The organism is Sutcliffiella halmapala (assembly GCF_050107295.1).
Lineage (GTDB): Bacteria > Bacillota > Bacilli > Bacillales > Bacillaceae_I > Sutcliffiella_A > Sutcliffiella_A halmapala_A.
This window is the reverse complement of record NZ_JBNIKR010000015.1, coordinates 53,409-79,284: the sequence shown is the minus strand read 5'-3', so window position 1 is coordinate 79,284 and position 25,876 is coordinate 53,409. Positions and strand designations below refer to the sequence as shown.

Sequence of the window (25,876 nt, the reverse complement as noted above, 5' to 3'; positions counted from 1 at the left end):
GAATAATTTGAGAGCGCTTATAGCATTTCTGATGATTTTCTTTATTTGTGCAGGAATTGGTCCATCAATTTATACGGAAGAGATCGCTTATGCCAATACCAAATTAGAAGTTCCCCCTTACGCTAAGTGGGGGAAAATTGCCATGCAAAAAACTAAGGAGAAGTATCCAAATGCAGATATCATTGACTACCTTCATGTGGGCAGAAAGAAAGGGGAGCAGACCTCAGTTGAAACTTTCCGTCTCTGGTTAAAAGAAGATCAAAAAGAATTTGGTGTAAAAGTCGATATTGAGTTTGCAAATGATACGGAACGAGTGATAAAGATTTCAATTAACGAAATACCCGCATAACACTAAAATTGCGACCAAAAGGTTATTCTCTTTCAATTTTAAAATAATACTACAGCACTTCTATTACGCAAACTTCATCCCCCTTTACCTTTACATACCATCCTTCAAATCCTGAAAAAGATTACAGTTGAAAAACCTATAGGTCATAATTTCCTTTAAATCACACATCCTAATATGCAACCAATCTTGAAAAGGAGGATGACAGTTGAAGAAGCGTCCTGTTCTATTGCTATGGGTCATGGTGATTATTTCTTTGCTCACACTTCCTTTTCTTGGGTGGAAGCACTTTAAGCGATTTTTGCCAGCAACCATTTTTATGTCTATTGTGATTTCCTTGGAGAGTATCCTAGCGGAAAAGCTTAAATGGTGGGAGATCTATAAGAAAATACCGCCGTATTTCATTAATGAATTTGCTTTTATCGTAGGGCCTTTTTTCGCAGGGTCGTTGTGGATCTTACGTTTGACCTATGGAAGGTTCGGACTGTTCTTCCTATTGAATGCAGTAGTGGATGCATTGTTTGTCTATCCATTTTATTTCTGGTTCAAAAATATTGGTATCTTTGCCCTGAAGAAAATGAAAAATTCCCAACTATACCTTCTATTCTTGATAAAAGCAGTCCTCATGTACGGCTTTCAATCATTATGGGAAAAGAGCATGAAAAACAGCTCGCATTAAACAAAAATGCGAGCTGCTTTATATTTCTTAGAGTTGAACTTCCACTTCGACTGGTTCACTGTCCTCAAAAAGATTTTTTAGTGTAACCTTATACTGGCTGTCGTCCATCTCTTCAACCGCTTCCACATGCCATGGATCACCGGATTTGACTTCCCCTAACGCTTTTTCAATGGCCGCCTGCTCGTTCCCATCCTGACCTGCATCCACTACCACTTTCAAAGCACCGGACTGGGCCGGGAAGGATTCCGCTACAATTCCGGTATTCCAGACGGTAACCTTCATTCCCACCTTCAAATCGGCAGCCTTCAACCCCTTGCCCTCTGTGTCCTCGACCTTTGTACTCTCTTCCAGGGTGTACATCGTTGCGGACACACCTGAGCTGTTCGCGTGGGAACCGGTCACCAGGATACGGATGTTGCCTTCATCTGAAATGGAAATGATATGGCCAGTCAGATCCTCCACTGCCTCTTCATCTTCCATGTTATCTGTTGGAGGTGCAGTGTCTGACCCTGAACCGTTTTGATTGCCGTTATTGTCATTAGCCGTTCCGCATCCGAACAATAGAAGGAAGCAACTCAACATTGCAAAAAATTTCAACTTCATCTTTTTCACCTCTTTTTCCTATTTGACGAATTGTCCGAAAAAAGGTTACAAGACTATTTTTGGCGAAATGCCTTCCCGGCAAATTTCTCAACAAGCCCAGGAAACAGTTGATAAAGCTTGCTCCCTATGCTCATCCAGCCAGGAAGATTGATTTCCCGCTTGTTGGTGAACATGGCATCCGCAATCTTTTTTGCAACCATGTCAGGATCGAGCATCCACTTATCGACCTTCTTCTTGTAGTGCCCCGATGTATCGGCAATGTCAAAGAAGTTGGTGCGGATTGGACCTGGATTGACCGCTGTGACATGAATACCAGTATCATGGAGTTCCATCCTCAAACTGTTAGTGAAGCCAAGAACTGCATGCTTGGTTGCAGAGTATACACTGGATTTTGGTGTGGCCAATTTCCCTGCCTGGGATGCAATGTTAATGATATGGCCTCTGTTTTGATTCAGCATCTTAGGTAATACCTTTTTCGTGCAAGCAATCAAACCGAATACGTTCACTTCAAACATTTCACTCATATCGTCGAGTGACAATGCATGCACCTCATCAAAGATACCAAAGCCTGCATTGTTAACCAACACATCGATGGCAGGGATTTGCTCAAGCATTTTTTCAAAAACAGTTTCCACATCCTCCCTGCTCCGTACATCCAGTCGGAAGTAGGGCGCCGAAATTCCGGTATTCATTTTAATTTCATTCGCAGCCTGCTCCAGCTTATTCAACGAACGCGCCAGAAGCACCGGGGTGGCTCCACGTTTGGCAACCTCGAGGGCAAGGGCTTTACCGATACCACCAGACGCTCCGGTAATAACAATATATTTCCCCTTCCATTCCGCCATCAAGACACCCCTTCCTTCGCTTTATATCGATACGGAAGGGAAGCGGCATCCACCTCTATCCGTTCCATCTCCATCAGATAATCCACTTGCCCCAGCGTTTCAGACAACGTCAGTAATAGCTGTTTTTCAAACACTTTCGGGAAAAGGTGCTGGCAGATCTCATAGGCGGTTGCAGGATTTCCTTTTACAAAAGCCTCTACCTTGGCTGCGCGCTTTTCCTGCTGATGCAATCGTTCCTCCAAAAGCTGCTGCACGTCTTGTACTGTTTCCCCGTGGCCAGGAAGCACACGTTTTATCGGCAATTTTAACATTTTTTTAATGGACGATATGTAATCGATCATCGACTTTCTCCGGTCCTTCTCTCCCAAGTATGGCGGCTCGACCAAAGGATTTGGGGAGATATGTGCAAGAATCAGGTCTCCACCAATCATGGTACCGCTCTTTTCGTCATAGAGAACCAAATGACTGCTCGCGTGACCGGGAGTCTCGCAAATACGCCAGTCAGCAAGGCCCTCCAACCTATCCCCTTCTTTGACAAAGGAAGTCAATCCCCTTTGACAAGAAAAACGAAGTGGCTTATCCATGGCCCCGAGAAGGGAATAAAAACGCTCCTCCACTCCCATTTGGGCGAACATCTCTCTATAAAATGCATCATGTGTAGTGAAATAGCGTTGATCCTGCGTCATCCATGGATGAGCTCTTTCATGTCCATAAACGGGAATATTGGCAGGAAGATAATCAAGAAGGCCGACATGATCTGGGTGATGGTGTGTAATCAGTACCTGATCGATGTCCAACACCTTGAGGCCATGCTTTTTAAGCTCATTTTGAAAGACCTCCCATGCTTCCATCGTTCTTACTCCAGCATCCACCAGGGTCACTTTATCTGTAATAATAATGTAAGTATGTACATCTCCAACAGCAAAAGGAGTCGGTATGGTAATCTGTTTTATTTCTTGCTTACAAGAAAGCTGATTCATAGAAATCCCCTTTTTGTTTTGTCCGTTTTATGTAAGGATGGTTTGGTAAAATTATAACAAAATAATTGAACACAACCACCACTGAATACCTATTCACTTAAAGAATGCACTATTTCGGCAAAAAAAGAAAGGGTTAATCTTCATAAATTTTAAAAATATTCCACTTCAATTATTCTTAAATAGCAACATTCTTTTTTTCTTGAATCGTGACAAATATCCCCTTGACTTTCCTTCCATCCCGTTGCATAATGTAAAAAATTATAAAAGATAACGTGACGAATGGGACTAGTAGAAAGAAGAAGGATGCAAGAGATGGAGGTTCACCGGCTGAAAGACCTCCTCATCCCCTGTTCTTTTGAACCTACCCAGGAACAATTAGGCAAACCTAATCGTCCCCCACGATACGGGAATGAAAGCTGGGTTTAACCAACCAATCAAGGTGGTACCGCGGATAAGACCTATCCGTCCTTATTTACTAGGACAGATGGGTCTTTTTCTATTTAAAAAGGAGCGTGGAGGAAATGAAAATTGCTTTTATCGGTGCCGGATCCATGGCTGAGGCCATTGTTGCAGGACTTGTGAAACAGGAAATTTGTGATAGGAAAAATATAGTGGTGACCAACAAGCAGGATAAAAACCGTCTGGAACTGCTCTCATCAAAATATGGAGTAAAAACGACTGAGGACAAAAAATTGGCTGTACAGGATGCGGATGTCATCTTTCTAGCGATGAAACCAAAGGATGCCCGGGATGGAATACTTTCAATCCAGCCGTTTGTTAGTAGCAACCAGCTAATTGTTTCCGTTCTCGCCGGGATATCCAGTGAAGTGATCGAGCAGCTTTTCAAACAGGACTTGAGGGTGATCCGTTCCATGCCGAATACATCCGCAGCAATCGGTTTATCTGCCACAGCCATTGCAAAAGGAAAATTCGCCACAAACGAGGATCTGGAACTTGTGCATTCCATCTTTTCAGCTATCGGATTATGTACGATTGTAGAAGAAGAACAGCTTCATGCAGTCACGGGCGTTTCAGGAAGCGGTCCAGCCTACATCTATTATATTGCAGAGGCGATGGAAAAAGCAGCATTGGCACAAGGACTGGATACAGATGTCGCAAAGAAACTCGTAAGCCAGACGCTGATCGGTGCCGCCCACATGCTGCAGGAGACCAATAAGGATGCCGATGTTCTGCGTGCTGAGGTGACCAGTCCTGGCGGCACCACGCAACACGGAATCTCCCTATTGAATGACCTGAAAGTATCCGAAGCTTTTGAAACCTGCATCGACGGGGCGACCAAGCGCTCCAGGGAAATGGGAGAGGAGATTGCGGAGAAGTTGAGGGAAAGTACATCGAATTGAGCTTGGAAAAGAAAGCAGTGAATTCATAAAGGAATTCACTGCTTTTTAAATAAATATTACTCCCACTCCACTAAATGAATCTTAAATGCATTCCGTTCGATTTCATTTAACACGAGTTCTTCATTTTCCAGTATCAATTCTTTGATGTTCTCATCAGACAATTCTTCTTTATTAAGTTGCATAAATGAAGCTGTTAATCCCTCTTCCCATTGTTCTTTCCAAACTTCATCAAAATAACTGGAATAAGAGAGGAATGGAGGTATGTTAGTATCGTAATCCACTATTCCTGCAAACCTGTTGAACATCCTCTGAAGTGTATCTGTATCAATTTCATTCGAAGTATAACTAAGTTCCACTTTTATTAAGTCATTTCCCAGCGTCCTAAACTCATACAGGATGGTTTCATTTAACGGACTATCATTAAATACAAATAGCTCCTCATCCATGGTAATCAGCAAGTCATTCCTATTTTCTATCTCGATAATTTCTCCCTCTCCGCTAATTATAATATCGTTCTCCATTAGTCCGACAGATTTATAGGTTTGATGAATGGTATTCAAAGATAAAAAACTCGCAATGAAAATTCCTATTGGGATTAACCATCTACTATAAGGGATTTTAAAAGTATTCTCTATTTTAATACCAATAAAAATGAAAGAAGAAATAACTAAAAACAATAATCCGAAATCAAATACGGTTTTTATCCATTCTGGGACAAATATTGTCACTAATAGCACCTCAATTAAATAGACCGGAAAGTTAGATGAGCTACTTTTCTTTATATACTTAAGCCTAATTCAATCTTTACATCAATTACTTTATACCCCAATGATCGGTACAACGGAATTGCCTTCTCATTTTCACCAAAGACACCAAGAGTCGCTTCCGTTTTCCCTTTGTCCTTAAGGAACTTAAGAGCTTCTGTTATGACTGCCTTCGCTACGCCTTTTCTTCGCCAATCTGGCAAAACAAAAATGTTCTCTGTTGCCCCGCGATTTTCACCCAATCCCCAAGTCATGCAACTGCCGACAACCTGGTCTCCCTCAAAAGCGGTAAACGTATCCCATTCGGATCCTGATTTCGTCCATCTGAGATGATTGAGGCTCCAGGAAACGCCATTTTCATCCCCGTCCCCTTCCGCTTTTAGATACTGTTGTTCTTCTGCCTCCGTCTTCATTTTCCAGTTTTTTATTCTGATATTTTCAGGAAGTGGCGCATCAGGAATCGGTTCAGTCAAATCTCTTTTCATGATGATATGATTTCTAGAAACGACGAACCCGTTTGAGAGATAGAAATCCATTTCCTCAAAATCGTCGGAGTCGATATTGTGGCTTACTACTACTTTTTTATGAGGATATAAATCTCTCATTTCTTGTGCTTTGTTCAACAGATGCTGCAATAGTTCCTCTAGGCAGGCTTCTACCCCTGCAAAATGCTCGTTTATCTCGAGCTCCAGATTTATTTTATGTATGAAATCGGGATCATTGTCGCTATCTTCAATCTTGCACCATGTTTGATCTGGAACCACATGGCCAAAAGCATAGATTTCCCCTTCAGAATTTACAGCACAATAAATATTTTCCGGTTTAAAGTCTTTGTTGAATCGATAATAGAGCATGGATAAGAAGTTGATGGAACCTATTTTTTCCGCATCCTTTTCTAGATAATTTCTAATTTGATAATCCATTGTCTTCCCCATTGAATTGTCCTCCCAGACTGCATACGAATAAATTGAATATTATGAACTATTTTAACATAATTAACCAATTTGTACATGAAAAAGAATGAAACCTGAGTGATTTCATTCTTTTTCATCAATTATAAACTTCTCACAAAATCAGCCAAAATTGGCGGAAACTCGTCAAATGAAAACTTGATGTTCAGTCTTTCTGTCCACTGATGTGGATCTTTTCCGACTGGTCCCAAATTGAAAACCGGCATCTGCAACTCTTCCATCTCTTGGAACGGCAGCGTATAGGTGGCACCATAGACCGGTATGTTATGCGGCAGACGATTTTTCGCTGTGTAATCCCCTTTTCCGATGAAACTCAAATCACACAATCCCGAGAAATAGCGCTGTTCCACGAATTCAATATTCGCACCTTTTTTCCATTTTGAGATAAAAGCACGTGCATTTCCCATCATCTCGTCATCCTCGGTTACAACCGCTGGGTAATATGGAGGTGCAAAGAATAGGACAATCATCGGCCCAAGCTCTTTGCATAGGGAAGCAACCTCTTCCACCACTTTGATTGACTGTTCACGCTCATCGAGATGGGAGCAAGCTGTGATGACCGACGAAATTCTCAAGTCAACTTCGTGATCCCCATGAATTTCTTTCGCATTTCGCAGCAGCTCCTGATAAGTATAAACGGCAACTTTGACGGAAAGTTCCTTAAATGAAGTAAACTGCTTGTACAGTTCCACTTTATCGAGGGAAAATTGTTCAATATTTGCCGCAGCCTGCTTGGCGATGGACAGCAGGTCATCCTCCCACTCCTCCAATGACTTCTTCATAAAAAGTACATTGTATAAGGTAACCGCTGTATGCGGGATTTGAACAGAATACTCATTTTTAAGATCTTTTTGAATCAGGCTTGTCGGTGGCGGTGTCACTTCCGAGCCTACCTGCTCGCACAGGTCTGCGTTCCACTCCATCAATCTACTGATTTCAGAAACCATCAGATTGGCATTCAGTCCTGAGAGCGGCTCTCCGACATGCGTTTCCTTGCCATAGCAGAAGAAACCTGGCAAGAGCTTTCCTATCGATCCGGAATATAGATAAAGATTGTCATCACCAGGATATTGTTGAAACATCGGTTCGGAATTAACACATGCTTTGAAAGTAATGTCATTCTTCCGAGCAATCTCACTTAGAGCAGGAAGCGCTTGCAGCATCCCCTGGGAGTTGACCTCTTCATCCGGCACTGCCAAAAGCAGCAGATTGACATCCCATTTTTCTGCAACCGCCTTTTCGAGCAATGACATCTGCAGGGCAAGTCCCGCCTTCATATCCATCACACCGCGTCCGAAGAGCCAATCACCTGATTGCAAGTGCTCTCTTGCTTCAATAGGAAGTACCTCCGTATAATTCTCCAATTCCCTGGTCAACTCCACCGGCTGGAATGCCAATTCCTTCAGCACGCCATAGTCCTCTACCCCGACTACGTCGAAATGGCTGACCAGGACGATGGTATCCTTTTTAGAGGAACCCTTTACGAGAGCGGTAACAAAAGATCGTCCGTCCTCCATGCGATGCAGCTCCAGATTGCCAGGCTGCGCTTGAAAATAATCCAGATGGTTCAACTGATAATAAATAAAAGAAGCAAGCCTTTTCTCTTCACCTGATAACGTCACACTTCCGTGTTGGACAAGGGATACCAAAAGATCTGTCAACTGCTCTTTCGACTGCCAGCGCATCTCCCATCCTCCTCTAGTTTGTAGTATTTTGCTCCTATCATACTATTAATTCCTGCAATTGAACACCTATCTTTTGGAGGTCGAAAAAACATTTGATATAATATTTTAGGTACTCGAAATAAATAGGAGGAATGACACATGAAATCAGCTCTTTTTTCACCATATACAGTAAAAGGCATCACCTTAAAAAATCGCATTGTGATGTCCCCTATGTGCATGTATTCCAGTCACAACGAGGATGGGCAAGTGGAAGACTGGCATATGACGCATTATGTGTCACGTGCAGTCGGCCAGGTTGGTCTCATCATGGTCGAGGCCACAGCGGTACAACCGCAAGGACGCATCTCCGCACAGGATCTTGGAATCTGGAGTGACAATCACGTCGCTAGATTCAAAGAATTGAATAGACAATTGAAAGCGCACGGCTCTGCCACTGCCATCCAGCTTGCACATGCTGGCCGCAAAGCAATGGTGGAAGGCGATATCTACGCTCCATCCGCTTTGGCATTTAACGACAAAATGAAAACACCTGTAGAAATGACGCAGGAGGATATTAAAGAAACAGTGGAGGCATTTGTGGCAGGTGCAACACGTGCGAAGGAAGCCGGCTTTGATATCATCGAGCTTCATGGTGCTCATGGATATTTGATCAATGAATTTTTATCCCCTCTGACCAATAAACGTGAAGACGCTTATGGCGGGAGTACAGAAAACCGCTATCGTTTCCTTCGTGAAATTATTGAGGCAGTCAATACAGTTTGGAATGGCCCATTATTTGTGAGAGTCAGTGCAAATGACTATCATCCTGATGGCCTGACAGCGGAAGACTATGTCATGTATGCATCCTGGATGAAAGAGCAGGGCGTCGACTTAGTGGATGTGAGCTCCGGTGCTGTTGTACCTGCTCCGATTGATGTTTACCCTGGCTATCAGGTAGGATTCGCCGAAACAATCAAGTCTGGTGCCGGCATTGATACTGGTGCAGTCGGCCTGATCACAAGCGGCCTGCAAGCGGAGGAAATCCTGCGAAACGGCCGTGCCAATCTGATTTTCGTGGCGCGCGAACTCCTGCGTGACCCATATTGGCCAAGAACTGCTGCGAAAGAGCTTGGTGTGGAGATTGAAGCACCGAAGCAGTATGATCGTGGTTGGTAAGATTTTGGCGGGGGCCTGACCCCCGCTACTTTAAAGTGTTAAAGTTTGGAGCTCTGGCTGCGCGGTAGGATTGTGCGGTCAGGGTTTTTTTTGATTTTTTGTTGCGGAATTGGCAACGGGTGGTGTTGTGGGGAAAAAGTCGGTTGGTGTCGTTTATTCTTTATCCTGTTCATTTTCGTCGATATATCGATTTTCTAGTTGATATAAGAAAATTTCCGTTGATATCCGCTTTGCCAACCTATTTCCGCCTCCGCTCTCCGCCAAAAAGTAGCTGTCCACACAAAAAATAGGTGTCCCATCACCCAGGACACCCATTCTCACCATTATTTTATTTCAACCACATCAAAATCCCCGACAACTTTCACCCTAGGAAAGATATCACGAGCCTCTTTTTCCAGCATCAGCACTTCATCCTTCTGATACCTTGCACTGATATGAGTCAGCAAAAGCTGCCCGACTCCGGCATCCTGTGCCACTTTCGCCGCTTGGACAGTCGTGGAATGGAAATATTCGTGCGCCAACTGTTCATCGCCAGCGGCAAAAGTCGCCTCATGAACAAGCACATCCGCTTCCACTGCCAACTCAACCGACACTTCATTGTACCTAGTGTCTCCAAGAATCGTGACAACTTTTCCTTTTTTAGGTGGACCGATAAAATCTGGCCCATGAAAGACGCGGCCATCTGCTAATTCGATGGATTTTCCTTCTTTCAACTGCTGATAATGCGGTCCCGCAGGTATTCCTGACTCTTTTACTTTATCCATCAATAACGCCCCAGACAGCTCCTTCTGCTCAATGCGGAACCCATACGAAGGAATGCCATGGACCAACTTCTTCCCAATAACCTTGTACTCCTCTTCCTCGAGGATCAGCCCTTCCTCATCAAACTCAACAACATTCAATGGATATTTCACATGGGTCATACTTACGGACAAGGAAATATCTATATAATTCTTTATCCCCTTTGGTCCGTAAAGCGTTAATGGTGTATCACCACCTTGGAATGATCTGCTGCTAAGTAAACCGGGCAAGCCAAAAATGTGATCGCCATGCAAATGGGTAATAAAAATTTTCGATATCTTTCTTGGTTTTAACGATGTATGTAAAATTTGATGCTGCGTGGCTTCCCCGCAATCAAACAGCCAGAGCGAACTTTCCTTATCATCTATATGTAGGGCCATGGATGACACGTTACGGTGCTTGGCCGGAACTCCAGACCCGGTTCCTAAAAAAGTAATTTTCACCTTCAACCTCTCCTTCTTCCTCCATTATACTCAAATTGTAAAAAAAGCATAAGGGGATGGAAGCGGGCGCTCTTTGTAGTACAATGAAAATAGAACGGATAAAGGAGCGAATCACTTGGAACAAATTACAACCATTGTTTTTGATCTAGACGGAACTTTATACGAAGACACACATCATTTTGGTTATTATGCCGAGCTATTGAAAAACAGGCTGCCTTTAGAAACACAGGAACAGTTTGAAAAAGACTATACGGCAGTTGGCAAAGGAGAACACACGCTGAAAATCGGCAGGGTATATGATGCAAAAAAAGACCTCGTCCTTGCTCATCACCATGGTGAAGTAAATCAAGGCTGGAAATGGGACGGAGAGATTGTACCCTCTCACGAGATAAAGGAACTTTACCCTGATCCGCTGCAATTCGATCTATTGGACATGCTAAGTATCGGCGATCTGTGGTGGGTACCGGTTGCCATCGCAAAGCACCATGGCTTATCAAGCGAAGATGCATATAAGGCCTTCCTTCAAACCCGTGAGCATATGATGACTGATGACTTTGAACTGATGCCTTTGAAGGAATTTGCAGACGTATTGGAAAAGCTTCATGAAAAATATACCCTGATTCTTATGACCAACAGCCCACAGACGGATAGTGACATCATTATCAAAAAATTAGGCTTCACTTCTTTTTTCCATGATAAAATCTTTGAGGCAAACAAGCCTATACATACAGCTGAAACATTGACACGCATTTCCGAGAAATGGGACGTACCATTCGACAGAATGCTGAGCATCGGTGACAACTACGTCAATGAAATACTTCCTGCATCTCTTTTAGGATGCTCCACCATTTGCATCGATCCATACGATATACAAGAAAATAGCGTGGCTGACCTGACTGTTCACAACCTGACAGAATTATCGGTTAAGCTTGAAGAACTACTGCTGAATAACACCGTAAATTAACGGTGTTATTTTTTTTGCAAAAATACTTGCAATACGAACAAATGTTCCTTATAATTAAAAACAGAACAAACGTTCTAATAACTTATGAGGTGATAAAAATGAAAACCATCCAAAATTCCTTCTACCTATTCCTAAAATTATTGGCAGTTGCCGGCTTTGGCATCCTCTTCTATTTTGTAATTACAGACAAGACAAGCAATGCACCAATGCTGATGCTTAGCCTTCTTACCTCCCTCTGTCTGATTGCGATTCCCGGGATGAAGAATGTACTGAACGAAAATGAGGAAACCAGTCATGAATCATAAGAAAGCCGATACCATTTCCTACTATTTATCATTGGAAATCGCAAGAAAAATGATCGATCAGAAGGTCACCAACGACCTGGATATTATCTCCTCCATCGTCAATGTATGCAAAGAGGATGTTATCTCCTATTTAAAAAAGCCAAACCATAATGGTTCAGCTTGATTGAGAAAAACATAAAAATGACCATACCCACCTTTAGCAAACGCTTTACGTTGCTTGATTGTGGCATTCAGGTGGGTTGAAATTTCTTCAGTAGTTATTCATTTGTATCTTCTTTGTCCTCCGTGTTCTCTGTATCTTCCAGCCCTTCCGCATCCTCTTCTTCTGTCGGGACAAAAATAGGGACCATGCCACCATTGGAAGAACCATTGCTGTTTCCTCCACCATGATGATAGTATTGCGGAACTTTTCCTGTAACAAAAATATCTCCTATTTTTACTACGTTGCTTATCTCAATCGGAGGTTCAATCAATGGAATGATTACGTTCATTTTCACGTTCACTCTCACAAAAAGTTCCAAATGGGTATTATTTATTCCAGTTTCAATGACCCTTGTTTCCACGTCAGATATCACATCTCCCATGATTTCAAATTTCACAGGAATTTTCGGTCCAAGGTTCGAGAATAGAGTTGCTCCCGTCGCCATTCCGAGCGGAACATCATATACTATGCCATGCTGTTTTTTTGACTCTTCATAATTGATATTTATATCATTTTTAAATGATTCCAGATCCTCCAGGTTCCCTTCTTCGACCAAATCAAGATACCTTTGCACCCGCATAGTTGCTTCCGAAGTAACACGATTGGAGATTTGAGAATTAAAACTGAATGTCAGCTGACCTTCCGAGTATTCTTTCACGATAATAAGCTGATCCATATCTATTCCGTCCGTTATTTTCTTTGAAATAGCATCATTTATTGCCTGTGAAGCTATCTGTCTTGCTTTTGTATGTGCGATACTTTGTAAATTCGGCTCCAGATTGTTATTAATGATGATCATACTGAAGACGGTCAGAAAGATAAAAAAAACAAAAGTGATAAGAAACACATATCGTAAAGGCAGAGGTCCTCTTTTAATAAGTGAAGTCCGACGCATTTTTCTCATGGCAAAAATCCTCCTTCCCTAATATATATATAGGAGTAGGACAGATTATTAGCTATTTTTCATGGGACAACCCAAAGATAATTAAAAAAGTCCTATACACCCTGATGAGGGTATACAGGACAAATTTATTCAAGGAAATCTTTCTGGAAGCTCGTAGTAAGTTTTGCTGTTGAACTTGACTGTACCGTATTTTTATTTTTAATTCCTCTTTTGATAATACCTTTTCCGAATTTATCTTCCAACTCTTGCAAAGTTTTGTGAAGAGGCTCATGCTTGGCATCCTCTTGAAAAGTGAACAAATCCAATTGTTTCACCGATTGGTCCTTCTCCACCATGTCTTGTGCCGTAATTCCCAGCAATCGAACAGGATCGCCGTTCCAGTGTTTTTTCAGCAGAAATCGTGCGGCTTCCATAATATGCTCCACCGATTCAATGGGATTAGCCAGCTTCCTGCTTCTCGTCACCGTATGATTTATCCCATATCTGATAACCAGCTGTACATTATGACTGAGCACTGACTTCCTCTTCATACGAGCACTAACCGAATTAGCCAGATTCTCCAACACCTTCTCAATCACTTGTTCATCATCCGTATCTGCAGGTAACGTCGTGGAGTTACCAATACTTTTGAACTCTGAAACAGAATCTGGGTCGACGGGTCGATTGTCTTCCCCATTGGCCCGTTTCTTCAATCTTTCACCGTTGATGCCAAGCAGGTGCTTTAACTGATAGTCATTTCCCTCTGTAAGTTCACCAATCGTTGTTATTTGAATGGTCTTTAGCTTTTCAGCTGTTTTTGCGCCAACACCATGCATCTCACCTACCGGCATAGGCCATAATTTTGTGGAAAGCTCTCTTTTCCGCAAAACTGTTATTCCCATCGGCTTTTTCATATCAGAAGCCATTTTGGCCAAAAATTTATTTGGGGCTATTCCGATACTGCAAGGCAATAAAAGCTCCTTCTTCAATCTTTGCTGAATTTCTTCAGCAATTTGAATGGGAGTCAAGGATAGCGTGCAGTCCGTCACATCCATATACCCCTCATCAATGGAAACAGGTTCAACAAGATCCGTATAGGTTCTTAAAAGTGCAAACATCGCCTGTGAGCTTTTCCGGTAACGTTCAAAATTAGGCTTCCGTACAATTAACTGTGGACACTTTTGTTTTGCTTCCCAAAGTGGCATCGTTGTTTTCACACCAAATGCTCTTGCCTCATAGCTGCAGGTGACAACTATGCCTTTTCGCTCCTCCACATTTCCGGCAATTGCCAAAGGTTTGCCCCTGAGAGTAGGATCATATGCCATCTCTACTGAAGCATAAAAGCTGTTCATATCTACATGAAAAATAATCCGACCGCTTCTTTTCATCCAAACCATCCTAATTTTTTGTTACTCTTATTATAAGAAATATCCATCGATAAACAAAGAAAGAGACCTTCACTTACGTAAGATCTCCTTCAAGCAAAAGCTACTTACTCTTGAGCTGCCAGATGCTTTTCCATTTCTTCCTTGATTTCATCCATTTCACGAAGTCCGTCTACTAATTTTCCAGGTTCAATCACCGCAATTAAGCGTTTATCCAAATTGACCATCCCGCTTATATAATTAGATCCGTTTGCTGCTATGAGACTTAAAGGTTTTATTGTTTCCTTTTGTACATCGAGTATTTCCTTTGCATCCTCCACCAGTAGGGCTACAGAAAGATCCGTAGTTTGAACAACAATTACTCTGGACTTATCCGTCAATTCCGTTTGATCACGAAACAGAATCTGCCTTGTATCCAATACTGGGATCAGTTCGTCTCTAACCTTCATTAACCCTTTCATATAGGCGGGCATTTGAGGGATTGGAGTAAACTTATCCAATTTTTCAATCGAGACCACGTATTCTACTGACACACCATACTCTTCTTGATTAGCTTGAAAGATTACCAGTTTTTTAGATTCCATGACTTTTCTCCTAATAGGCTTTTCTTTCATTATAATGGAAGCATGAAAAAAAAGCTTGGCAATTTCACCAAGCTTTCCCAAAAGGCTATTATTTTGCAACTTCCTTCATAATGCTTACCACAAGTTCTGTTGTCTTCACTAATTCTTCAATCGGCATTCTTTCATTGGTAGTGTGAATTTCTTCATAACCGATGGCCAAGTTTACTGTCGGAACACCGAATCCAGCGATTACATTTGCATCACTTCCGCCGCCGCTAGTTTGTAATTCAGGAGTTCTTCCGATAGCGGAAACTGCACGTTTCGCCACCTCCACTACATGATCTCCATCAGCAAATTTGAAGCCTGGATACATTACTTCAATCGTCACTTCAGCTCGGCCGCCCATGTCAGCTGCCACAGATTCGAATGCTTCTTTCATCTTTGCAACTTGCGCTTCCATTTTTTCAGGTACAAGAGAACGAGCTTCGGCTAAGATATTTACACGGTCACATACGATATTTGTTGGACCGCCCCCTTCAAAGCGTCCAATATTAGCAGTCGTTTCCTCGTCAATACGACCAAGAGGCATCTTGGCAATCGATTTTGCAGCAATCGTAATGGCGGATATGCCTTTTTCAGGAGCAACACCAGCATGTGCAGTTTTTCCGTAAATTGTCGCCTTAACTTTTGCTTGGGTTGGAGCTGCAACAATAATGTTTCCTACTGTTCCGTCACTGTCCAATGCAAAACCAAATTTAGCGGTAACCATGCTCGGATCAAGCGCTTTTGCCCCAACAAGACCTGATTCTTCGCCCGCTGTAATGATGAACTCGATTTTACCATGTTCGATATTGTTTTCTTTCAGGACTTTGATTGCTTCAAGCATTGCAGCTAGACCTGCTTTATCGTCTGCACCAAGAATGGTTGTTCCATCTGTTACGATATAGTTGTCTTCAATGGAAGGCTTGATTCCTTTACCAGGAACCACTGTATCCATGTGCGAAGTGAAGTAGATCGTGTCCACTCCTTCTTTTGTTCCTTCTAACGTACAGATAAGGTTACCTGCACCATGGCCAGTTTCGTTCATTGTGTCATCTTCCACCACATGTACGCCAAGCGCGGAAAACTTTTCTTTAAGGACTTTGCAGATTTCTGCTTCGAATTTCGTCTCGGAATCAACCTGAACTAGCTCCAGGAATTCTTCCACAAGTCTATCTCTGTTAATCATATGTATGTTCCTCCTACTGCTTATTAAATCCATCCCTATTATAACCTATTTGAAAATATTTTTCCCGTGGAACAGGTCAGACTAGGTCAATTGCCTTGTATCAAACTCCTGGACCGAGCGGCGATGATCATCATAGCTTTCCACATAGGAATTGCTTGTAAACTCTTGAATCGTTTTTCTCCAGAAGGCCTGGGCAGGGTAGTTGTTCTGGATCTGCACCACTTTCCATTTCCCTTCAAAAATGGAAAACAATCGTTGTGCGGCAATTCTCCCAAAACCTTTCCCGTGGTATTTACGCACGACAAAGAATTCCTCGATATAACTTGGTTTCCCATCCTGACCTTCTTCAATCAGGGCAAAGCCTACATACTCTTCTTTATATTTGATGAAAAAAGCATGATATGGACTGTCAGTATCCCAATATTTTTCAAGGTCAAAAGGCTTGTAGCGGCCGTCATTTTCCAGTGTGATTGCTTTCTGATACTGTGTAAACTCATAAATATAAAACTGCATCAAGTTATGTAGGATTGCTTCTTCTACATTCTTCACTTTTATCAGGTCGATCATAGGTTTCCTCTTCTCATGAAAGAAGATAGCAGGAACGGCCTACTATCTCCTCTAGCTTTTTATAGCGGAATATTTCCGTGTTTCTTATATGGTCTGGATTCTTTTTTGTTTCGCAGCATCTCCAGTGATTGAACAAGCTTGATTCTCGTTTCCCTCGGGTCAATGACATCATCAACCATCCCCTGGCTTGCTGCCACATAAGGATTGGCAAACTTTTCACGGTATTCTTCTATCTTCTGTGCTCTTGTCTCTTCCGGATTATCACTTTCGTTTATTTCTCGGGCGAAGATGATATTGGCCGCTCCTTGAGGTCCCATTACAGCAATCTCGGCATTCGGCCAGGCAAAGACAAGGTCTGCACCGATTGATTTACTGTTCAATGCCACGTAAGCACCACCATATGCTTTCCGTAAAATGACTGTAAGCTTCGGTACCGTAGCTTCAGAGTATGCATAAAGAATTTTCGCTCCGTGACGGATGATTCCACCATGCTCCTGCTTCACTCCCGGGAAGAACCCTGTTACATCTTCAAAGGTGATAAGCGGAATATTGAAGCTGTCGCAGAAACGGATAAAACGAGCAGCTTTATCAGAGGAGTCAATATCCAATCCTCCGGCCATCACTTTCGGCTGGTTGCAAACAAGACCAACGACTTCGCCCTTCAGCCTTGCCAAACCGACCACAATATTTTTGGCAAAATCCTTATGCACTTCCATAAAGGAGCCTTCATCCACCACTTGGTTGATGACGATTCTTACATCATAAGGACGGATCGCATCAAACGGAATCGCATCCGCAAGCTCCGCACGATAATCGTCTCCTTCTTCACAGGAGATACGCTCCGGCTTTGTTTCATTATTCTGTGGAAGATAGCTGAGCAGTTTTCGAACCTGGGCCAAAACTTCCTCTTCGGAAGAACTGGAGAAATGGGCGTTCCCGCTAATCGCATTATGTACTTTCGCTCCGCCTAGACCTTCAGAGCTGATTTTCTCCCCTGTCACCGTTTCAATTACTTTTGGACCCGTAATGAACATCTGGCTCGTCTTTTCCACCATGAATACGAAATCCGTTATTGCTGGCGAGTACACCGCTCCACCTGCACATGGTCCCATGATAACCGAGATCTGCGGGATGACTCCTGAATAGATGGAGTTGCGATAAAAGATATGACCATAGCCGTCCAAGGAAAGTACGCCCTCCTGGATTCTTGCACCACCCGAATCATTTAACCCGACGATCGGTGCGCCATTTTTTGCAGCCATGTCCATGACGTTGGCAATTTTTTTAGCATGCATTTCCCCTAATGCCCCACCGAATACCGTAAAGTCCTGGGAGAATAGATAGATCGGCTTCCCATTCACCTTTCCGTATCCAGTAACGACTCCATCTCCGGGACCTTTTTTCCCTTGGAGGCCGAAATCATTGCAGCGGTGTTCAATGAATGGATTCAGTTCAACAAAGGAGCCTTCATCAACCAACAGCTCAATCCGCTCCCTTGCAGTAAGCTTTCCTTTTTCATGCTGCTTATCGATTCGATCATCGCCACCGCCAAGCTCCACCTCGCGACGTTTGTCGTATAGTTCATTTATCTTTTCATAAATATCAATTGTCATGCTGTTTCGCCGCCTTTTCACAAAATTCCACCAGTACCCCATTGCTTGCCTTTGGATGCATGAAAGCGATGTTTGCTCCCCCTGCACCTTTACGGGAAGTTGAATCGATCATCGGAATACCTTTTTCGATCATTTCCTGGATTCGCTCTTCTATATTGTCGACACTCAGTGCCACATGGTGGATCCCTTCCCCACGTTTCTCGATAAATTTAGCTACCGGGCTATCAGGTGAGGTTGGCTCCAAAAGTTCTATTTTACAATTACCTGCTTTGATGAATGCCACCCGAACCCGCTGACTTGCCACATGCTCCACCGCTTCAAATGTGAGCCCCAAAGTTTCTGTATAAAATGGAAGCGCTGTCTCGATGGACGCAACAGCAATCCCAATATGATTAACATCCTTTATCATGCACAATCCCCCTTGTTGTGTGTCCTAACTATGACTCTATATCATTTCGACTTTTTCTGCAAAAATCCTTCAATTATCGTATCTTGAGAAGAGACAAGTTTCCATGTACAATAGAAGAAGCACAAATGAATGAGGAGTGAAAACTCAATGAGCCGCAAAATGCAGAAAGTAGTCGTCTATTTAATGATTGGTGTTATGCTGATTACGACCCTTTTAGCCGGAGCATCCATGTTCTTCTAATAGATATGATTAAACCGAGCCTCCCTTAGGACGGCTCGGTTTTCTTGTTTTCTATCATTCTTCCACTTTTCGAAAAGCCCTTCTGTCGATCCAGAAACGCCTTACCACATTCCCTGACTCTTCCACGAATTGTTCATCTTCCACTCCGCCGTTATGCAGGATCGTTTTTGATGACCCTTCATTTGTGGCATCACAAACGACCAGTACTTTATCTATTCCAAGTTCATCTGTCTTTTTCAAGGAAAGCTCCAAAATCTTTTTGGCATACCCTTTTCTTCTCTCAGAAGGACGAATGCCATACCCGATATGGCCACCAGCATTCATCAAGTGTTCCGTAAGACTATGACGGATGTTGGTGACACCCAGTATTTTATTGTCTTCTTCTCTGACTAGCCAATATGTCGAATCCGGGACCCATCCTTGTGGGAGATTTTTTCCTTGTTCGGCATCCAATAAATCTTGGACCATACGCTTAAAATCAGTTGGGTCTTTACTGACCACCCACGGAATGACTTCTTCCTCGCTTTCCATCCATTCCTTGTAATAGGACAAGTACTCAGCTTCGGATTCTATGGTCGGCTTTAAAAGGTATACATGCTCTTTCATTCGTTTTCCCTCTCCATCTAGTTTTTCTATGTAGTATGTTTACCTAGTATATATTAAGAAAGAAAGAGAAGTAACATAATTTTTAGAATTTATGTCTTGTGGACTCCAACTCATCTAATCAACAGATAATATCTCTTTAAATTCCCCCGCACCATCCTTAGCAAGCCCTCCGAAATTCTCTCTAGCTACATCACTGATTATCGTTGCAGTTCCGTCTTCATTGAACCAGATTTTATATTCAAACAGTCTCTCCGGCATATTTTCATCATACCTATAAAAGAGGGTTAACTGAAAGTCTTCCATTCTCTCCATTTCTGCTTCGACATCTGGCGACCATTGGACTTGTCTAAAGACTTCCCGGATGGAAGACAGCTGTTTCTCATCCACGATTATGAACTCTTCCCTTTTAGTACCTTCCACGATGGGGAAAGCATCCACTCTCGAAAGCATTTGCAAATCTTTTTTATCGGATACCTGATCTGTGCAGCCGATCAGAAACAAAGTCACTAAACTAATTAACAAAAATACTTTTTTCACGGGCAACTCCTTCTCTAATTATTCGCTTGGTATGAAGCCTATTACTTCAATTGTAACAGGATCTACCATAATGATAGGTGGACTGATTGTTGCATTTTCTCTTTCTTCAAACTGTACAGACAATACCTTATTCCCATCATACTTTTTGTCCAATAGCTCATAGGATTGATCCCCTACAGTTTCTTTTATTTCTGCAAGATCGCCTTCTTCATTCACCATGTACTCCCACCCATTTTCTATGAGGAACTCCCAGGCTGCATTTCTTACTTCTTTTTTATTATTTATCTCAGTACTCTGGGATATGTTGTTGGAGCAGGAACTTAGAACGATCAGAATAATGGATAGTATTGCATATAACCACTTAATAAAATTCCCCCTTAATAAAATAGACTCTTCAAAAGAGATTTCGTTACAAAAATCCGTTAGAAAAAAGATTATATAAGTAGAATTACTCAGCAAATATGTATATAAAAAACCTAATATCCTCTCGACAAAAACATCAAGGCGAATTCCATTGGGAATTCGCCTGCTAAGTTTATTTATTACAATTTACACCTCTGTGCTTTACCTTAATGCACCCTTCTCCCTCCCCAACTCCTCAAACGTTTTATCCGAATGAACGATCCATATCTTCGTCCCGATTGGGATAAGGTCAAACAATTCTTCCACCATTTCGTTCGGCAGTCTTATACATCCTTGGGTAACATAGCCGCCAATGGAATCGGGGTTGTTGGTGCCATGTACACCGTATGTCCGGCCGTCGGAGTCCTCTGCGTCGAAACCGATCCATCTGGTTCCTAATGGATTCTGCGGGTCCCCACCTGGGATGTCCTTTTTTCGATAGTATGGATTTTTGGCTTTTACGATGATGGTGAACTCTCCCTCAGGTGTAAGCTCGATGGATTTCCCTGTGGCAACGGAGTGGACCTCTTTTAGCTGTTCCTCATGGAAATAGGCAAGTTCGTTGGTCTTTTTGTTTACAATGATATACGGGTCGCCTGGCAGCGGATTTGGTCCGAGTGGCCATATGGGAGAAGTGACGAGTGCGAAAATGAGCGTAAAAATAAACACCTTTCATCCACCTACCTTTTTAATAGTAGTGTGGTTGAAAGGTGTTCATTCCATTCATGAAGAGGCCTTCAATCCGACAAAATCACTTTTTAATATGAGGTATTGCTCCAACTCTTTTGTCAGGTGGACCAATGAGGCCCTCGTTTCAAACTCTTCTCTTGTCTCCGGCAAGGGCATCGCTTGGAACTCTTCATGCATTTCTCTCAGGCGCTGCAGAAACCGGTAAGCGGTATTGCCGGAGTGGATCGAATCTGCCAAGTCTTCGATAAACTCGGCAATCATCTTGGCCTGCTCTACATCGTATTCAATGGTAGAGACGATCGGTAGCATGCGCTCCATCACATCCAATTGCTTTTCACGCATTTTGAAGTAGTAATAGAAATGGTTTTCTTCCCGCTTGAAGTGGTTCTCGACATCACGGAACGCCAAGCTTTTTGCTTCCCGCAGGAGATGTGCAGTCTCCGGTATTTCCTTCCCATCCCACCCGTTATCTCCATGCTTTAAATAATAGGCAAGCTCGGAAAAGACTTTGTAGAAATTCTCTTCAATTTTCAGTTGAAATCTGGTAAGCTCCTTCTCCACGCTTGGCATGTAAGTGTTCATGAAAAGAGCAACCCCTATCCCAATCGAAATGATGCTTAGTTCATTGGCAACAAGCCCTAATGAGTATTTTTCTACGGAATAGACATGAAGGAGCACAACTGAACTGGTTGCGATCCCCTCTGTTATTTTCAGCATGACGGTGACCGGTATGAAGAATAGCAGTAGTAGTCCGATTGAGACTGGATGATAGCCAAGCAGTCCAAAAAAGACAAATCCGAATACCAGGCTCAAAGCGCAGGCGAAAAATCTTGCTGTCGCCACTTTCCATGATTTTCGTTTCGTGTTCTGGATGCAAAGGATGGCAATGATTCCGGCGGATGCATAGAAGTCCAGCTCCAACAACTGGGCGATACTGATGGCAATACCTGTCCCGAGAGCCGTTTTGGCTGTCCGATAGCCAATTTTAAATTTTCTCATGTTTCAAGCTCTCCCGACTTTCGTTTGTTCATTTTCTCACATAGTACTACTATACCAAAAAGATGAGCAAAGGACTCGACAGGTTGCCTGCCAAGTCCGTTATTTTCGTTATTGCTCCTTTAAAAGCTTTTCAAATTCCTCGATCAGCTCTTCATAGCGTTTCATCGTCTCTTCTATCGGTTCCTTCTTGCTCATGTCCACTCCGGCCCGTTCCAAGATTTCTAGCGGTGGCCTGCTTCCACCGGAGGAGAACAATTCTTTCAAGATACGATTCTGCGCCTGCACCCCGTCCTCCTCGAGCTGTTGCGTGAGAGCGGCTGAAGCGGCAAAGCTTGTCGCATATTGATAAGTATAGAAGCTTGAATGGAAAAAATGCGGCACCCTTGCCCATTCCATTGCAATTTCTTTGTCCACATCAACAGCTTTACCGTAATATTTTTCATTCAGATCGAAGTACACCTTTTTCAGTGAATCTGCGTGCAGCACCTGTTCGCCCTGTGCCATTTCATGAATGATCTTTTCAAACTCGGCAAATTGCGTCTGCCGGAACAGGGTGACACGGAAATCCTCGAGATATTGATAGAGGGCATGGAGCTTTTCCTCCTTTGTATTTGCCTCCCTCATCAGCTGCTTGTGCAATAGGTGCTCCTGCAGGGTCGAGGAAACTTCCGCTGTAAAGGTCACATACCTTGCATCATGATAGGGCTGCTTCTTATTGGAAAAGTGTGAATGCATCGCATGTCCCATTTCATGAGCCAAGGTCAGTACATCACTCGGCAGACCCTGATAGTTCAATAATACAAAAGGATGAGCATCGTAGGAGCCAATCTGATAGGCACCTGTCGCTTTACCTTTTGTGCTGTATACATCAACCCAATTTTCCAATAGCCCTTTGGATAATGTGGTTAAATACGTTGCTCCAAGCGGGCTCAATCCTTTTATGACGATTTCCTTCGCTTCTTCATATGGGATTTCCTCATCCGGTGTAAAAGGAGATGGTGCAGAGAGATCATACATATGCAAATCATCAAGCTTTACATATTCCTTTTTCAATGCCAGATATTTATGAAGTAAAGGCAAATGCTCATTTACAGTGTCGATGAGCTGGGTGTAGACTTCCGGATCGACTTCATTGCTGGTGAGATGTGCCTCCAGAGCATTCGGATACTTCCTGGTGCTTGCAAAAAAGTTATTGGCTTTCACGATATTTGCCAGCATCGAAGCGAAGGTGTCCTGATAATTTTCCAGGGTTTTATAGTACGTCTGAAATGCAGCTTTTCGGACTTCGCGGTTTGGGCTCGACATGTACACGCTATATAATGGTGCAGATAATGAATACTCTTTGTCCTGTATAGTAAACGAAGGTAGGACAAGATCCTTGGACATCATCGTAAACAGCTCACTCGGCGCATTCACAATCGGCATCGTCTTGATCAGTAGCTGCTCCATTTCACTAGGCAGTGCGTGCTTTTTTTCCTCATAGGTCTGTTTCAGAAAATATCGGAAAGGAGTTAGCTTTTCGCTTTCCAAGTAGTTGTCCCACTGCTTCTTATCCACTGCCTGAAGCTCATTTGAGAGCCATGCCGTCCGCTCGACCACATACATCATCATCATTTCCGCTTCATTGGAAAGCTCTTGGGCGCTTGAGCTGCTGATATCCACATCCTGGTTCACACGGGCGTACACATACAATTTTTCCACCAATCGATAAAGCTCAAAATACTCCTCCAACAAAGTAACAATCTGCTTATCGGATTGTATCGGTCCCTTTCTTTCCACGAACTGATCAGCAAGCTTTTTCGCTTTTTTCGCATCTTCCTTCCATTTAGCTGAGTCGGAATAAAGGCTTTGGGTTTTCCATTTATATTCTGAAGGAATTTCGTCTCTTGATTTATATGTCTGCCGTTCTGCGAGTGCACTTGTCGTCACAGCAAGCATCAGACTTATTACAATTAGGATGACTCGATTAAATTGTTTCATTTCATTCCCCCACATTCTCTTGATACTTGTTAGTCTTTGTTTTCCATGTTTTTCTATGCAAAAGTTTGTGAATCAGATGGAATGTTTTTCTTTTTCCACTGGAATATTGTGCTAAAATTGTAACAGGTATTTTTAATATTCCGGCTATTCGAAAATGGGGGAAAGTAATGATGAAAATCAGGACAAACAGTATACAAGGCTATAAAGAGAAGACTATACCTTTTACACTTCTAAGCAAGAACGAGGGATCGAGGAGCTTGGCGATTATGCTTCCTGGTGCAGGTTATAGTGTACAGGCACCCCTTTTTCATTATGCAACCGGACTATTTTTGAATCGAGATATAGATGTACTCCAGGTAAATTACCAGTACAATGACACCTTCTATGACTCCTTTACCATGGAGGAAATTACAAAAGCAATCACCAATGATGTACGTGAGGTGATGGACCAAGCCATTAACACCGATGACTATCACACCTTCTATCTTGTTGGGAAGTCCCTTGGTACCATTGCAATGAGTTCCGAGTTAAAAAGAGATGTCTTTCATTCTGCCAATGCCATTTGGCTCACTCCATTACTTCAAAGAAAAGACGTATCGGAAGCGATGATAACTTGTAAAAATAACAGCATTTGTTTTATAGGTGATGCAGACCCATGCTACAAAGAAGATCGATTTAAGGAAGTCAAAGAGAATCCGGTATTCACAACCAGGCTAATATCAGATGTCGATCACGCCTTGCAATACAGGGAAAATGTACTTGGATCAATTGGAGTTTTAAAAAATGTAATCGATACAATAGAACAGTGGGTGGACGGAATATGAATGGGACGGTGAACAAGAAGCTTGCAGTGGAATTGGAGAATTCTGAAATAAATGCGCTGCACTCCAGATTGAGTGCCATTCAGGAAATTGAAGGCAATCCGATGGGAGTGGAGATGAAGAGATTTGGAAATGCCACTGCTTTTTCATGCGAAAATATTCCTGGACCTGCCTTTAATACCGTCAAAGGACTAAACAGCGAGCATGAAGGTTATTTAGAAAAAATTCTTGATTTCTATCGGCAAAAGGAAATTCCTGTACGTTTTGAAGTAACACCTGCACACGCTTCAACTGAATTGCTTCATCAGCTTCATAGATTAGGATTCTACCAGAGTGATTTTCATACCACACTATACATGCCCATCTCGGAAGTATCGGCTTCAGCAGATGATTCGCTATCCATACGCAAAATGGAAAAGCACGAAGCTTACACTTATGCCGACATATATATCCAAGGGTTTAATATGCCTGCTTTCCTTAAAGATGGAGTGGCTCAAAACAATGAAGTGCTATTTGACCATGATCAATGGACCTTCTACCTTGCAAGCGTAGAAGGTGAACCTGCTGGAATTGGGGTTGTGTACATCAAGGACCACATCGCCACTCTTGCAGCAGCGGCTACACTTCCGTCATTCAGGAATAGAGGGATCCAAGGGGCACTGATTCAGCAGCGAATCTATAAAGCGTATAGAGAGGAATGCAATTTGGTGGTCGGCCAGGCGAAATTCGGTTCAGTGAGTCAGAACAATATGGAAAGAGCAGGGTTGCGGATTGCTTATACGAAGGGCATTTGGGTGAAGGGATAAGGAAACAAACTATTATTCATGTAGCTCTGTCAGATTTATGCGA

General features: G+C 42.7%; 31 protein-coding genes. 10 read left to right on the top strand and 21 right to left on the bottom strand.

All coding sequences use genetic code 11. The features are described 5' to 3' along the window. Nucleotides 1-31: 31 nt before the first annotated feature. Together ACQCT5_RS20380 and ACQCT5_RS20375 are read left to right on the top strand one after the other, a co-directional pair. A complete protein-coding gene (locus tag ACQCT5_RS20380) occupies nt 32-349 on the top strand; it encodes a YqzG/YhdC family protein (RefSeq protein WP_499644718.1) in 318 nt (105 codons plus the stop codon). A 205-nt stretch (nt 350-554) separates the two neighbouring features. Then, nucleotides 555-1,025, top strand: a complete 471-nt coding sequence (locus tag ACQCT5_RS20375) for a hypothetical protein (RefSeq protein ID WP_499644673.1) — start codon at nt 555-557, stop codon at nt 1,023-1,025. Between the two features lie 27 nt (nt 1,026-1,052). Here ACQCT5_RS20375 and ACQCT5_RS20370 read toward each other — a convergent pair whose 3' ends face one another. Genes ACQCT5_RS20370 through ACQCT5_RS20360 form a run of 3 tightly spaced genes read right to left on the bottom strand, consistent with a single transcriptional unit; the run spans nt 1,053 to nt 3,453 of the window. Then, a complete protein-coding gene (locus ACQCT5_RS20370; protein ID WP_499644671.1) occupies nt 1,053-1,628 on the bottom strand; it encodes a DUF3221 domain-containing protein in 576 nt (191 codons plus the stop codon). 53 nt (nt 1,629-1,681) lie between these two features. Beyond that, nucleotides 1,682-2,476 (bottom strand): SDR family NAD(P)-dependent oxidoreductase, encoded by a 795-nt coding sequence (locus ACQCT5_RS20365; protein WP_499644669.1) that lies wholly within the window; start codon nt 2,474-2,476, stop codon nt 1,682-1,684. Further along, nucleotides 2,473-3,453 carry an MBL fold metallo-hydrolase gene (locus ACQCT5_RS20360; RefSeq protein ID WP_499644667.1) on the bottom strand — a complete coding sequence of 327 codons (981 nt, stop codon included), beginning with the start codon at nt 3,451-3,453 and terminating at the stop codon, nt 2,473-2,475. Before ACQCT5_RS20360 ends, ACQCT5_RS20365 begins: the two co-directional genes overlap by 4 nt. Before the next feature lie 521 nt (nt 3,454-3,974). On the opposite strand from ACQCT5_RS20360, the gene proC reads away from it, so the two are divergent. Further along, entirely contained in the window at nt 3,975-4,814 is an 840-nt protein-coding gene (gene proC / locus ACQCT5_RS20355) for a pyrroline-5-carboxylate reductase (protein WP_499644665.1), read from the top strand. A gap of 56 nt (nt 4,815-4,870) precedes the next feature. On the opposite strand, the gene ACQCT5_RS20350 is transcribed toward proC, so the two are convergent. The 3 genes from ACQCT5_RS20350 to ACQCT5_RS20340 all read right to left on the bottom strand — a co-directional run bounded on the left by ACQCT5_RS20350 (nt 4,871) and on the right by ACQCT5_RS20340 (nt 8,234). Continuing rightward, nucleotides 4,871-5,542: a hypothetical protein gene (locus ACQCT5_RS20350; RefSeq protein ID WP_499644663.1), complete on the bottom strand. Its 672-nt coding sequence runs from the start codon at nt 5,540-5,542 to the stop codon at nt 4,871-4,873. A 50-nt stretch (nt 5,543-5,592) separates the two neighbouring features. Next, entirely contained in the window at nt 5,593-6,513 is a 921-nt protein-coding gene (locus ACQCT5_RS20345) for a GNAT family N-acetyltransferase (protein ID WP_499644661.1), read from the bottom strand. 119 nt (nt 6,514-6,632) lie between these two features. After that, nucleotides 6,633-8,234: a M20/M25/M40 family metallo-hydrolase gene (locus ACQCT5_RS20340; protein ID WP_499644659.1), complete on the bottom strand. Its 1,602-nt coding sequence runs from the start codon at nt 8,232-8,234 to the stop codon at nt 6,633-6,635. A 138-nt stretch (nt 8,235-8,372) separates the two neighbouring features. Between ACQCT5_RS20340 and namA the strand changes: the two genes are divergently transcribed. Then, nucleotides 8,373-9,389, top strand: a complete 1,017-nt coding sequence (gene namA, locus ACQCT5_RS20335) for an NADPH dehydrogenase NamA (RefSeq protein ID WP_499644657.1) — start codon at nt 8,373-8,375, stop codon at nt 9,387-9,389. A gap of 153 nt (nt 9,390-9,542) precedes the next feature. Here namA and ACQCT5_RS20330 read toward each other — a convergent pair whose 3' ends face one another. Beyond that, nucleotides 9,543-9,713: a hypothetical protein gene (locus ACQCT5_RS20330; protein WP_499644655.1), complete on the bottom strand. Its 171-nt coding sequence runs from the start codon at nt 9,711-9,713 to the stop codon at nt 9,543-9,545. Beyond that, nucleotides 9,713-10,633: a ribonuclease Z gene (gene rnz, locus ACQCT5_RS20325; protein ID WP_499644653.1), complete on the bottom strand. Its 921-nt coding sequence runs from the start codon at nt 10,631-10,633 to the stop codon at nt 9,713-9,715. The genes ACQCT5_RS20330 and rnz overlap by 1 nt, the downstream gene beginning before the upstream one ends. A gap of 115 nt (nt 10,634-10,748) precedes the next feature. Here rnz and ACQCT5_RS20320 point away from each other — a divergent pair, with 115 nt between their 5' ends. The 3 genes from ACQCT5_RS20320 to ACQCT5_RS20310 all read left to right on the top strand — a co-directional run bounded on the left by ACQCT5_RS20320 (nt 10,749) and on the right by ACQCT5_RS20310 (nt 12,065). Next, entirely contained in the window at nt 10,749-11,597 is an 849-nt protein-coding gene (locus ACQCT5_RS20320) for an HAD family hydrolase (protein WP_499644651.1), read from the top strand. 98 nt (nt 11,598-11,695) lie between these two features. After that, nucleotides 11,696-11,902, top strand: a complete 207-nt coding sequence (locus tag ACQCT5_RS20315) for a hypothetical protein (protein WP_499644649.1) — start codon at nt 11,696-11,698, stop codon at nt 11,900-11,902. Beyond that, nucleotides 11,892-12,065, top strand: coding sequence for a hypothetical protein (locus tag ACQCT5_RS20310; protein ID WP_499644647.1), 174 nt, complete (start codon nt 11,892-11,894; stop codon nt 12,063-12,065). Before ACQCT5_RS20315 ends, ACQCT5_RS20310 begins: the two co-directional genes overlap by 11 nt. Before the next feature lie 94 nt (nt 12,066-12,159). Here the strand turns inward: ACQCT5_RS20310 and yunB are convergent, their stop codons facing one another. The 7 genes from yunB to mce all read right to left on the bottom strand — a co-directional run bounded on the left by yunB (nt 12,160) and on the right by mce (nt 18,752). Next, entirely contained in the window at nt 12,160-13,008 is an 849-nt protein-coding gene (gene yunB, locus ACQCT5_RS20305; protein WP_499644645.1) for a sporulation protein YunB, read from the bottom strand. A gap of 125 nt (nt 13,009-13,133) precedes the next feature. After that, nucleotides 13,134-14,375 (bottom strand): DNA polymerase IV, encoded by a 1,242-nt coding sequence (locus ACQCT5_RS20300; protein WP_499644643.1) that lies wholly within the window; start codon nt 14,373-14,375, stop codon nt 13,134-13,136. Nucleotides 14,376-14,479: 104 nt separating this feature from the next. Continuing rightward, nucleotides 14,480-14,956, bottom strand: coding sequence for a chemotaxis protein CheW (locus ACQCT5_RS20295; protein WP_499644641.1), 477 nt, complete (start codon nt 14,954-14,956; stop codon nt 14,480-14,482). An 88-nt stretch (nt 14,957-15,044) separates the two neighbouring features. Continuing rightward, the gene (locus ACQCT5_RS20290) at nt 15,045-16,163 is read right to left on the bottom strand and encodes a tripeptidase T (RefSeq protein ID WP_499644639.1); all 1,119 of its coding nucleotides are present in this window, start codon (nt 16,161-16,163) and stop codon (nt 15,045-15,047) included. 81 nt (nt 16,164-16,244) lie between these two features. After that, a complete protein-coding gene (locus ACQCT5_RS20285) occupies nt 16,245-16,730 on the bottom strand; it encodes a GNAT family N-acetyltransferase (protein WP_499644637.1) in 486 nt (161 codons plus the stop codon). Nucleotides 16,731-16,789: 59 nt separating this feature from the next. After that, nucleotides 16,790-18,337 carry an acyl-CoA carboxylase subunit beta gene (locus ACQCT5_RS20280; RefSeq protein ID WP_499644716.1) on the bottom strand — a complete coding sequence of 516 codons (1,548 nt, stop codon included), beginning with the start codon at nt 18,335-18,337 and terminating at the stop codon, nt 16,790-16,792. Beyond that, nucleotides 18,333-18,752, bottom strand: coding sequence for a methylmalonyl-CoA epimerase (gene mce, locus ACQCT5_RS20275; protein WP_499644635.1), 420 nt, complete (start codon nt 18,750-18,752; stop codon nt 18,333-18,335). The genes ACQCT5_RS20280 and mce overlap by 5 nt, the downstream gene beginning before the upstream one ends. A 147-nt stretch (nt 18,753-18,899) precedes the next feature. Between mce and prli42 the strand changes: the two genes are divergently transcribed. Further along, a complete protein-coding gene (gene prli42, locus ACQCT5_RS20270) occupies nt 18,900-18,992 on the top strand; it encodes a stressosome-associated protein Prli42 (protein ID WP_499644633.1) in 93 nt (30 codons plus the stop codon). Between the two features lie 54 nt (nt 18,993-19,046). Here the strand turns inward: prli42 and ACQCT5_RS20265 are convergent, their stop codons facing one another. From ACQCT5_RS20265 to pepF, 6 genes are all read right to left on the bottom strand, one after another. Further along, nucleotides 19,047-19,598 carry a GNAT family N-acetyltransferase gene (locus ACQCT5_RS20265; RefSeq protein ID WP_499644631.1) on the bottom strand — a complete coding sequence of 184 codons (552 nt, stop codon included), beginning with the start codon at nt 19,596-19,598 and terminating at the stop codon, nt 19,047-19,049. 114 nt (nt 19,599-19,712) lie between these two features. Then, nucleotides 19,713-20,135, bottom strand: coding sequence for a hypothetical protein (locus ACQCT5_RS20260; RefSeq protein ID WP_499644629.1), 423 nt, complete (start codon nt 20,133-20,135; stop codon nt 19,713-19,715). 18 nt (nt 20,136-20,153) lie between these two features. After that, complete coding sequence (locus ACQCT5_RS20255) at nt 20,154-20,354, bottom strand: hypothetical protein (protein WP_499644627.1); 201 nt, start codon at nt 20,352-20,354, stop codon at nt 20,154-20,156. Nucleotides 20,355-20,699: 345 nt separating this feature from the next. Beyond that, the gene (locus ACQCT5_RS20250; RefSeq protein WP_499644624.1) at nt 20,700-21,206 is read right to left on the bottom strand and encodes a L,D-transpeptidase; all 507 of its coding nucleotides are present in this window, start codon (nt 21,204-21,206) and stop codon (nt 20,700-20,702) included. Nucleotides 21,207-21,260: 54 nt separating this feature from the next. Then, a complete protein-coding gene (locus ACQCT5_RS20245) occupies nt 21,261-22,226 on the bottom strand; it encodes an aromatic acid exporter family protein (RefSeq protein ID WP_499644622.1) in 966 nt (321 codons plus the stop codon). A 108-nt stretch (nt 22,227-22,334) separates the two neighbouring features. After that, nucleotides 22,335-24,206, bottom strand: a complete 1,872-nt coding sequence (gene pepF, locus ACQCT5_RS20240) for an oligoendopeptidase F (protein WP_499644620.1) — start codon at nt 24,204-24,206, stop codon at nt 22,335-22,337. Between the two features lie 167 nt (nt 24,207-24,373). On the opposite strand from pepF, the gene ACQCT5_RS20235 reads away from it, so the two are divergent. Further along, nucleotides 24,374-25,030, top strand: a complete 657-nt coding sequence (locus ACQCT5_RS20235) for an alpha/beta family hydrolase (RefSeq protein ID WP_499644618.1) — start codon at nt 24,374-24,376, stop codon at nt 25,028-25,030. Continuing rightward, nucleotides 25,027-25,833: a GNAT family N-acetyltransferase gene (locus tag ACQCT5_RS20230; protein ID WP_499644616.1), complete on the top strand. Its 807-nt coding sequence runs from the start codon at nt 25,027-25,029 to the stop codon at nt 25,831-25,833. The genes ACQCT5_RS20235 and ACQCT5_RS20230 overlap by 4 nt, the downstream gene beginning before the upstream one ends. Nucleotides 25,834-25,876 lie beyond the last annotated feature (43 nt).

What these genes read in the sequence shown, in the direction of transcription:
- ACQCT5_RS20380 (WP_499644718.1), top strand. Translation starts at nt 32, where the DNA reads ATGATTTTCTTTATTTGTGCAGGAATTGGTCCATCAATTTATACGGAA.
- ACQCT5_RS20370 (WP_499644671.1), bottom strand. Translation starts at nt 1,628, where the DNA reads ATGAAGTTGAAATTTTTTGCAATGTTGAGTTGCTTCCTTCTATTGTTC.
- ACQCT5_RS20360 (WP_499644667.1), bottom strand. Translation starts at nt 3,453, where the DNA reads ATGAATCAGCTTTCTTGTAAGCAAGAAATAAAACAGATTACCATACCG.
- proC (WP_499644665.1), top strand. Translation starts at nt 3,975, where the DNA reads ATGAAAATTGCTTTTATCGGTGCCGGATCCATGGCTGAGGCCATTGTT.
- ACQCT5_RS20345 (WP_499644661.1), bottom strand. Translation starts at nt 6,513, where the DNA reads ATGGGGAAGACAATGGATTATCAAATTAGAAATTATCTAGAAAAGGAT.
- ACQCT5_RS20340 (WP_499644659.1), bottom strand. Translation starts at nt 8,234, where the DNA reads ATGCGCTGGCAGTCGAAAGAGCAGTTGACAGATCTTTTGGTATCCCTT.
- namA (WP_499644657.1), top strand. Translation starts at nt 8,373, where the DNA reads ATGAAATCAGCTCTTTTTTCACCATATACAGTAAAAGGCATCACCTTA.
- ACQCT5_RS20330 (WP_499644655.1), bottom strand. Translation starts at nt 9,713, where the DNA reads ATGGTGAGAATGGGTGTCCTGGGTGATGGGACACCTATTTTTTGTGTG.
- ACQCT5_RS20315 (WP_499644649.1), top strand. Translation starts at nt 11,696, where the DNA reads ATGAAAACCATCCAAAATTCCTTCTACCTATTCCTAAAATTATTGGCA.
- ACQCT5_RS20310 (WP_499644647.1), top strand. Translation starts at nt 11,892, where the DNA reads ATGAATCATAAGAAAGCCGATACCATTTCCTACTATTTATCATTGGAA.
- yunB (WP_499644645.1), bottom strand. Translation starts at nt 13,008, where the DNA reads ATGAGAAAAATGCGTCGGACTTCACTTATTAAAAGAGGACCTCTGCCT.
- ACQCT5_RS20300 (WP_499644643.1), bottom strand. Translation starts at nt 14,375, where the DNA reads ATGAAAAGAAGCGGTCGGATTATTTTTCATGTAGATATGAACAGCTTT.
- ACQCT5_RS20295 (WP_499644641.1), bottom strand. Translation starts at nt 14,956, where the DNA reads ATGGAATCTAAAAAACTGGTAATCTTTCAAGCTAATCAAGAAGAGTAT.
- ACQCT5_RS20290 (WP_499644639.1), bottom strand. Translation starts at nt 16,163, where the DNA reads ATGATTAACAGAGATAGACTTGTGGAAGAATTCCTGGAGCTAGTTCAG.
- ACQCT5_RS20285 (WP_499644637.1), bottom strand. Translation starts at nt 16,730, where the DNA reads ATGATCGACCTGATAAAAGTGAAGAATGTAGAAGAAGCAATCCTACAT.
- mce (WP_499644635.1), bottom strand. Translation starts at nt 18,752, where the DNA reads ATGATAAAGGATGTTAATCATATTGGGATTGCTGTTGCGTCCATCGAG.
- prli42 (WP_499644633.1), top strand. Translation starts at nt 18,900, where the DNA reads ATGAGCCGCAAAATGCAGAAAGTAGTCGTCTATTTAATGATTGGTGTT.
- ACQCT5_RS20265 (WP_499644631.1), bottom strand. Translation starts at nt 19,598, where the DNA reads ATGAAAGAGCATGTATACCTTTTAAAGCCGACCATAGAATCCGAAGCT.
- ACQCT5_RS20255 (WP_499644627.1), bottom strand. Translation starts at nt 20,354, where the DNA reads ATGGTGAATGAAGAAGGCGATCTTGCAGAAATAAAAGAAACTGTAGGG.
- ACQCT5_RS20245 (WP_499644622.1), bottom strand. Translation starts at nt 22,226, where the DNA reads ATGAGAAAATTTAAAATTGGCTATCGGACAGCCAAAACGGCTCTCGGG.
- pepF (WP_499644620.1), bottom strand. Translation starts at nt 24,206, where the DNA reads ATGAAACAATTTAATCGAGTCATCCTAATTGTAATAAGTCTGATGCTT.
- ACQCT5_RS20235 (WP_499644618.1), top strand. Translation starts at nt 24,374, where the DNA reads ATGATGAAAATCAGGACAAACAGTATACAAGGCTATAAAGAGAAGACT.
- ACQCT5_RS20230 (WP_499644616.1), top strand. Translation starts at nt 25,027, where the DNA reads ATGAATGGGACGGTGAACAAGAAGCTTGCAGTGGAATTGGAGAATTCT.